Raw genomic sequence first — 271 nt, forward strand, 5'->3', positions numbered from 1 at the left:
ATCTGACATCAATTTATTTCGATAACGATAGTGAACTTTTACTGTATTTTTGATCATACCAATAGCAACCATTCCTAGATCAATGATTGTTTTGAACATTTTAGGTGAACTAAACCAAGTATCAAATAGGACATAATCAGCTGTAATCTGATTATCCAGAGCCTGCTTTAGAAGTTCTATACCGACCAAGTTCATCTTACGCTGAGCTTGAGCTCGGCGTTGGCCAGCTAAAGTACGCAAGTCGGTATAACGAGCTGGAGAACCAATTCGA

Annotated in this window: 1 pseudogene; it reads right to left on the bottom strand. The window is 38.4% G+C overall.

Going from position 1 to position 271, the window contains the following annotated elements:
* Positions 1-271, bottom strand: a pseudogene (locus tag ON15_RS11745) (IS4 family transposase); the annotation flags it as partial.

Source organism: Liquorilactobacillus vini DSM 20605, assembly GCF_000255495.1.
GTDB lineage: Bacteria > Bacillota > Bacilli > Lactobacillales > Lactobacillaceae > Liquorilactobacillus > Liquorilactobacillus vini.